Source organism: Homoserinimonas sp. (assembly GCF_056262345.1).
The window spans coordinates 1-7,804 of the sequence record NZ_JBACFR010000069.1; the positions used below are offsets into that span (position 1 = coordinate 1).

Consider the following 7,804-nt stretch of genomic DNA (forward strand, 5'->3'; position numbering starts at 1 on the left):
GCCAGCGAACGACCCGTCCGCTACGGTCCATTGGCCAGCCAGAGCATCCTCGTCGATCGTTCCCGGTGCCAGTGACTCCGCTGCAAGCGACGGCGCATCATCGGCAGGGCCAACGATGAGGTCCCGATAGATCGCAGGGCCTGCAACCACCGCCGTCACTCCGAGCGCTACGACGATGGCGCAGCCGACAATAACCGAGATCGTTCGCTTGGAGAGTGACATCCGGCACCTTTCTGAGAGCTGATATCCAGGGTACCGGGGCTTGAAACAGGTGCAGGATGCGGTCATACACTGGGCACATGATCGTCGCATTCTCAGTTGCTCCCAGCGGAACAGGTCGAGCCGATGGGTCGGTGCATGACGCCGTTGCCGCGGCCGTTCGAATCGTGCGCGAATCGGGCCTGCCTAATCACACGTCGTCGATGTTCACCGAGATCGAGGGCGAGTGGGACGAGGTATTCGCCGTCGTGAAGGCCGCGACGGAGGCCGTTGCCGCCTATGGATCTCGCGTCTCCTTGGTGCTCAAGGCCGATATCCGACCGGGCTACACGGGCGAACTCGTTGGCAAGGTCGAGCGCCTTGAACGGGCCCTCGGCGAAGCAGATCCGGTGATCTAGAGCGCGACTAGCGGGCCGACGGTGGCGTCGGCTCGCCGAGAGTGCGACGCGCCAGAATGGTGCCCCCCGCCACGGCGGCGGGCATCGCCAGCACGGCGCCGAGGGGAACCAGGAACAGAAGAAAGACTGACACCCCAAAGCCCAACGTCACACTGCGCCGGGAACCGAGAAGGGCGCGGCGTTGGGAGAGGCTCAGTCCGCGGCGCTGAAACGGCACAGCGGTGATCTCGAGGGCGAGAAACCACCCGCCGACGAACGCACCGATGCAGGCCGAGATTACCGCGCCGACAACAGGCACCAATCCCACGAAGAACAGCCCGACTCCCGTGAGTACGGTGATGGCCAGGATCGCAATGGCCTCGCCGATGCCTCGCACGATTGACCGCCAGAGAGGCACGGGCGGCGCTTCGACCACGCCCCCGAGCTCGTCGTCCACCGCGAGCGAAATGCGTTCGAAGAACGGCTGCCCGATGGTCAGGGTCAGCACCGCGAAGGTATACGCCAAGATCAGCGCGGATCCTGCGATCAATCCGACTGCGACGGCCACGCGAAGAGTGACGCGCCACCCCTCGTCCCAGGTATCGGCAAACGGGGTCAACCACTCAGAGATCGCACCAACCGAGGCAAAGAGAAACACCTCGACAACGATGAAGATCGCGAGCGTGATCAGGCCGGGAATCAGGCCGAGGAGCATGAGGCGCGGCCGGGTTCCCCACACGCGAAACCCCCTCAGCAGAAGGCGCAAACCTTCGACCAGCCCTGCGAGAACGCCGGGGCGTCGGGGGAGCGGTTCGGTCATTCGTCGAGGATATCCCGCGGCATCCGTGAGCGGTGTCTAGTGACCGACCGGCAGGTCGGAGGGAATATCGCGAGGGCGGCGCACAAAGAATGCGGCCACGATCGCAAAAATGGAGACGATCGCACCCCACATGAACGCGGTCTGAATGCCTCCGGCTGTTGCCGCGACCGCAGAAGCCCCGTCGGCCTCAAGCGCGACGGAGCGCACCGTCAAGAGGGTAATGAAGAGCGCGGTTCCCGCGGCTCCCGCCACCTGCTGCACCGTGCCGATAATGGCGCTTCCGTGCGAATACAGGGACGGGGTGAGCGAGCCGAGAGCAGAGGTGAATAGGGGGGTGAAGAGCAGCGCGAGGCCCGTGCTGAGACCGATGTGCCCGACGAGGACTCCCGCGGACGACGATCCTTCGCCCAGTGACGAGAGCCACCAAAATGCGAGGCTCACGATAATCGCGCCGGGTACCACGAGCGGCGTCGGCCCGACCCGGTCAAAGAGGCGACCGACGAACGGGGCGAGGATGCCCGAAAGGAGTCCGCCGGGCAGCAGCATGAGGCCTGCCATCACGGGCTCAAGGCCGAGAACATCCTGCATGAAGATGGGCAGCATGATGATCGTTCCAAAGAGCGCGACCATGCTGATCATCATCATGACGGTGGCGATGCTGAACTGCGCGGAGCGAAAGACGCGCAGGTCGAGCAGGGCCCGATCTCCGCGCTGCAACATGAGCTGACGCAGCACGAAGAGCACCAGGGCGGCGACGCCTACCGCGAGGGGAACCCAGACCGGCACGGCAACGGAGCCAGAGGCGGCGGCACCGAGGCTGCTGAGCCCATAGATCAGACCGCCGAAACCAAAGGCGGAGAGGATTACGGAGAGCGTATCGACGGGCACCTTGCGGGGCTCGGTTACGTTCTCGATGCGGGCGGCGCCGAGGATGAGAGATCCGATGGCGATGGGAAGAACCAACCAGAACATCCAGCGCCAGTCGAGGGCGTTAAGGATGATGCCCGAGATGGTCGGCCCGAGTGCGGGAGCGACGGAGATCACGATGGAGATGTTGCCCATCGTGCGGCCGCGGGCCTCGGGGGCCACGAGCGTCATGACCGTGGTCATCAGAAGCGGCATCATGATGGCGGTTCCGCAGGCCTGAACGATGCGGCCCGCGAGGAGCAGGGAGAAGTCTGGCGCGATTGCGCAGACCAGCGTGCCGATGCTGAACAGGGTCATTGCGGTGAGAAAGACCGTGCGGGTGGAGAGCCGCTCCAGCAGGAATCCCGTGATCGGGATGACGATCGCCATGGTCAACATGAATCCGGTGGTGAGCCATTGCACGGTGCTGTAGGAGATGCCCAGGTCGCTCATCAAGCGCGGCTGGGCCACGCTCATAATCGTCTCGTTCAAGATCACGACAAAGGCCGACACCAGCAGCAGCCCGATTACCAGGCGGTTGCGGGTAGGGGTGCGGGCGTCGGCGGGCCCTATTGTCGTTCCCGGCTGTGTACTGGGCGCGCTGGCGGTCATCAGTGGTCCTTTTTCGGCGTCGTAATCGAGCGTTGTGCGTGCTGAGAGGCAACGTCGGCGGCACCACCACGGCAAGGGGTCGAGTTTACCCCAGCCCGCGTCGTTCTGCGCGACTGTGGTGGCGGTCGACTCTGGGCTCTGCCAAGCTCATGATGACCTGAATATCAGCTCCGACCGCCGACCCGCGCCCGCGCCCGGTTCGTGCCCGAAAGGGATAAATGCTTGACTTTCTTGGCCCACTGACCGCCGTCGTGATCGCCGGAGCGGTGATCGTTGTCGTGATCATCATCGTGATCCCGCTCCTCGTCGGCATCAAGATTGCCAAACCAGATGAGGCGATCATTGTCACCTCCCGGCAGAAGGGCGCCAGGGCTGCCAGCGGCGAGTTCGAGAATGCCGGCCAGCGCGTCGTCTTCGGTTCGCGTGTGTTCGTCAAGCCGATCGTCGAGGCTCACTTCAAGCTGAGCCTGCGCAGCCGACAGCTCAACGTGCAAGCGACGGCACAGACTCGGGATGCGATCACGATCCGCGTCAACGCGGTCGCCGTTGTCAAGGTGGGCGGCACAGAAGAGATGGTGCGCGCTGCCGCGCAGCGATTCCTCAACCAGCAAGAGGAGATCGAGGCATCGACCGAAGAGGTTCTGAGCGGTTCTGTTCGCTCCATCGTGGGTCAGCTCACGGTCACCGAGATCATCACCAACCGCCAGGCACTGCAGGGGCAGGTTCTCGAGGCGGTGCGCGAATCGCTCGACGTGCAGGGCCTTCAGATCGACACCCTCCAGATCAAGGAGATTGACGACGATCACGGGTACATCCGTGACCTTGGTCGTGCCGAGGCCGCTCGCGTCAAGCAGGTCGCAGAGATCGCAGAAGCGGTATCACGGCAGGCCTCTGAGGAGGCTCGAATTGCCTCGGAACAGGCCGTCGCCGAGCAGCAGCGCAAGCTCGACCTGCGCAACGCCGAGATTCAGAAGGAGACCGACAAGGCACGGGCAGAGGCAGACGCGTCCCGCCCGCTGGCCGAGGCGATCTCGCAGCAGGAGGTCATCTCGCAGCAGGAGGTCACCGCAGGCAAGCGCGTCGGGCTGCGAAAGCAGGAGCTCGACGCAGAGATTCGCGCCGTTGCCGACGCGGAGGCCTATGCCGTCGAGAAGAACGCCGAGGCTGCCGCCGCCGCATCCGTCGCCGCAGCAAACGCCGACCGTGATCGCCGAATCGCCGCCGCAGCAGCTCTCCGCGCCGAGGGCGAGGCCGAAGCAGACTCGATCCGGGTGCGCGGTAACGCCGAGGCAGAATCGGCGCGTGCGCAGGCAGAGGCGCTCGACGAGCGTTCTTCCGAGCTTCTGCGCCAGCAGCTCATCGCGCTCCTGCCCGAGATCGTCAGGGCGGCGGCAGAGCCGCTGACGGCAATCTCCAACATGACTGTGATCTCGAGCGATGGCTCGGGTACCCGTCAGATCGGCGAGAATGTAGCATCGCAGCTCGCAACATCTACTCAGCTCATCAAAGAACTCGTCGGAATCGACATCGCCGATATCGTGACGGGGCGGGCGACGGGCGAGGCTGTCGGCGAGGCCCTCGCGGCACCGCGCACCACAGCTGCGCCGGTCACCGCGGAGTAACGCCGGAGCGCCGGGCGGCGAGCTAAAGCTCGACCGCCCGGTTTTCTCCGACGTCGGGCTGGTCGCCCGTAATCATTGCCTTGACGACTTTGAAGGCCGAGATTACCCCCGGCTCGGCCGAGTACCAGTATTCGGCGGATTCCGGCCGCACGCGGATCAGTGCGATCGTGGGGTCGTCCTTGCCTTCGGGAAACCAGGCTTCGACGGCGGGATTCCAGAGCTCGTCGACCCGTGCTCGATCGTGCACGATCTCTGCCACCCCGGCGACCGAGAGAAAACCTTTTCCCGACTGGAATGCCGCATTCACCTGTGGATTGCGCCGGATGTCGCTGGCCTTGTCGCTCGGATCCTGCGTAAAGAACCACAGGTCGCCCGCGAAGTCTGCATTCTGCACTGCCAGCGGCCTGCTGTGATGGTGGCCATGCTCGCTCATAGTGGTCAGGAAGGCCACCTTTGCGTCTTTGATGATCGCGGCAATCGCCTTCATGTCGTCGTCGGTTGCGAGGGGCGTCGTGGTGTCCGTCATTGCTCGTCTCCTTCGGTAGGCCGTGCGAATGTGTGTGCGCACGTTACCCCCGCGCCCTGGCAACGGCCAGGGTCCAAGCGCGGGCGCGCGCCTGCTACTCCGAGGGTGCGACGATGGCCTGCTGCGCCGTCGTGTGGCGGAACTCGAAGCCGTCGGCGAGCAGCCGTCGAGGCTCTACCTTCTGGCTCGCGAGAAGTAGCTCCCGCCCCGCGTCGGCGAGACCCGCGACGATGGCCCAGCGGGGTGCGCGAAGCCAATACGGCCGTCCTAGGGCATCGGCTAGCGCCTGGCCGATCTCGTCGGCGGTCGCGGGGGTCGGGCCCACGAGGTTAACTGGTCCGCTGAGCGACGAGCCGATGAGATGACGGATCGCCGCGGCTTCGTCGTGGAGGCTGATCCAGGGCCACCATTGGTCACCACTGCCGAGAGGGCCACTCAGCCCGAGGCGGGTCAGGAGTCGCAGCGGCGACAGCGCTCCGCCGTCCCCGAGCACGAGCCCCGTTCGCGCATAAACCACGCGCGTGCGGGCGAGGGCCGGCGATGCGGCTCCTTCCCAGCGCTCGACGACTTTGCTGAGAAACCCGTCGCCGCGCGATGACTCTTCTGTGAGTGTTTCTCCTGGTCTGTCGCCATAAAACCCCACCGCGGAGCCGCTCACGAGCGCCGACGGTGGGTTCTCTGCTTTGACGATCGCGAGGGCGATAGTGCGCGTCGCCTGCACCCGCGACGTGAGAATCGTGCGCTTGTAACTGTGGGTCCATGGCAGCCGCGAGAGAGACGCCCCGGAGAGGTTTACGACGGCGTCCGCGTTCTCTATCGCCGAGAGGGGAATCCTTCCGGCGGCCGGGTCCCAGCTCACTTCGGAGCGTGAGCGCGCCTCCCGCCGCACGAGCGCGGTTACACTGTGCCCATCGGCGCGAAGCTGGCGTGTGAGCACCGAGCCGATGAAGCCCGAGGCGCCGCTGATGAGCACCCTTCGGGAGGCGGAGCCGGAGTGCGGCGACGGGTCGACCTGCTCCTGAGGGTTCATGCGTCGAGGCTACCCTCCGTCGATTCCGCCGTCGATTGCTCGTGGCCCGCATACTCGTGAAGCAGCGCAATGGCGTGCTGAGAGGAGTGGCCTTCGCGCTGCAGGGCCGCGAGCATCGTGGCGAGCTTCTGTTCTCCGGCGGGGAACGGCGGCAGCAGAGGGATCGCGGGGTCGCTCAGAACCTCGATCACGGTGGGGCGATCGGCCGAGAGCGCTGATTCCCACGCGTCGGAGATCGCCTCCGGGTGGTCGACGAGGATTCCGTTCATGCCGAGAAGCTCGGCGTATGCGGAGTATCGAAAGTCGGGGATTCTCTGGCTCGGGCCAAACCGTGGTTCGCCCTCGTTCTCGCGTTGCTCCCAACTGACCTCGGCCAGATCCCGGTTGTTGAGCACGCACAGGACGAAGCGCGGGTCATGCCAGGCCGGCCACAGGGTGCTCAGCGTTATCAACTCGGCGATCCCCGTCATCTGGGCACCACCGTCCCCGCTCAGCACAATCATCGGTCGCTCAGGGCGGGCGAGTTTGCCGGCGATGCCATAGGGCATTCCGCAGCCCATGCTCGCCAGAGTTGAGGAGAGATGCGCGGGGACCCCTCGTGGCAATCTCAGTTGCCGCGCATACCAATAGACGACGCTGCCGACATCGAGCGCGATCTGGGCGTCGCTCGGCAGCCTCTCGCTCAGGCGGCGCAGCACGAGTTCGGGGTTCACCGGTCGAGCCGCGACGCGGGAGCGCGCCTCGCTGATGCTGTGCCAGCGGCGCACCTGGTTCTCGACATCAGCCCTCCATGTGGTTTCGGATGCTTCGGGCAGCAGTTCGACGAGCGCCCGGAGCGTCTCTGCCGCATCGCCGACAAGCCCCACCTCGACGGGGTAACGGTCGCCGATGTGGGCGGGATTGGTGTCGATTTGGACCGCCCGGGCCTGGCCGGGGGCGGGGTAGAACTCTGTCCACGGGTCATGCGAACCGACGATGAGGAGGGTGTCACAGTTATTGAGCAGGTATGCACTCGCTGTCGTTCCGAGATGTCCCATAACGCCTGTCGCAAAGGGCAGTGACTCGTCGATATAGGGCTTGCCGAGAAGGCTCGTGGTGATGCCAGCGCCGAGCTTTTCAGCCACCGCGATCACGTCGGCTTCGGCGCGCTTGGCACCCTGCCCCATCAGGATTGCGACGCGCTTGCCCTGCCGAAGAATGTCGGCTGCGGCCGCGAGCTTTGAGGCTGACGGCATGACGGTGCCGGTTTCGAACACGGCCGAGGTGAGCACGACGCCATGGGACTGATCATGATCCGGAGCATCCGCCCCCTGGATGTCGTTGGGAATGATGACAACGGCGGGGCCACGGCTGCTGAGGGCGCTGCGAAACGCCCTGTCGATGACCATGGGCACCTGCTGAGGCGATGAGACAAGCTGAACGAACGAGGCAACGTCGGCAAAGAGGGTCGGCAGGTTGATCTCCTGCATATATCCGGAGCCGAGAGCGCTCGACGCTTGCTGTCCGACGATCGCCACCACGGGAACCTGGTCGAGTTTTGCATCGTAGAGGCCGTTGAGCAGGTGCACCGCTCCCGGCCCCTGAGTCGAGGTGACGACCCCGACTCCGTGCGTGAACTTGGCATGCCCGACCGCCATGAACGCCGCATTCTCTTCGTGGCGGGCCTGCACGAACTCCGGTGCGCTCTCCGCC

7 protein-coding genes and 1 pseudogene are annotated in these 7,804 nt (G+C 65.1%); 2 read left to right on the forward strand and 6 right to left on the reverse strand.

Going from position 1 to position 7,804, the window contains the following annotated elements; all coding sequences use genetic code 11:
• Positions 1-222, reverse strand: a pseudogene (locus AC062T_RS03545) (YceI family protein); the annotation flags it as partial.
• A 77-nt stretch (positions 223-299) separates the two neighbouring features.
• Here AC062T_RS03545 and AC062T_RS03550 point away from each other — a divergent pair.
• A complete protein-coding gene (locus tag AC062T_RS03550; RefSeq protein ID WP_476027451.1) occupies positions 300-617 on the forward strand; it encodes a thiamine-binding protein in 318 nt (105 codons plus the stop codon).
• A 7-nt stretch (positions 618-624) separates the two neighbouring features.
• Here the strand turns inward: AC062T_RS03550 and AC062T_RS03555 are convergent, their stop codons facing one another.
• Together AC062T_RS03555 and AC062T_RS03560 are read right to left on the reverse strand one after the other, a co-directional pair.
• Positions 625-1,416: an EI24 domain-containing protein gene (locus AC062T_RS03555; RefSeq protein WP_476027453.1), complete on the reverse strand. Its 792-nt coding sequence runs from the start codon at positions 1,414-1,416 to the stop codon at positions 625-627.
• 36 nt (positions 1,417-1,452) lie between these two features.
• Positions 1,453-2,934, reverse strand: coding sequence for an MDR family MFS transporter (locus tag AC062T_RS03560; RefSeq protein WP_476027455.1), 1,482 nt, complete (start codon positions 2,932-2,934; stop codon positions 1,453-1,455).
• Positions 2,935-3,152: 218 nt separating this feature from the next.
• Between AC062T_RS03560 and AC062T_RS03565 the strand changes: the two genes are divergently transcribed.
• Entirely contained in the window at positions 3,153-4,556 is a 1,404-nt protein-coding gene (locus AC062T_RS03565) for a flotillin family protein (protein ID WP_476027457.1), read from the forward strand.
• 22 nt (positions 4,557-4,578) lie between these two features.
• Here AC062T_RS03565 and AC062T_RS03570 read toward each other — a convergent pair whose 3' ends face one another.
• The 3 genes from AC062T_RS03570 to AC062T_RS03580 all read right to left on the reverse strand — a co-directional run.
• On the reverse strand, positions 4,579-5,082 hold the full coding sequence (locus AC062T_RS03570) for a pyridoxamine 5'-phosphate oxidase family protein (protein ID WP_476027459.1): 504 nt from the start codon (positions 5,080-5,082) through the stop codon (positions 4,579-4,581).
• Between the two features lie 94 nt (positions 5,083-5,176).
• A complete protein-coding gene (locus AC062T_RS03575; RefSeq protein WP_476027461.1) occupies positions 5,177-6,112 on the reverse strand; it encodes a TIGR01777 family oxidoreductase in 936 nt (311 codons plus the stop codon).
• The coding region (locus AC062T_RS03580; protein ID WP_476027463.1) for a thiamine pyrophosphate-requiring protein at positions 6,109-7,804 on the reverse strand (1,696 nt) is incomplete at its 5' end. The genes AC062T_RS03580 and AC062T_RS03575, both read right to left, overlap by 4 nt.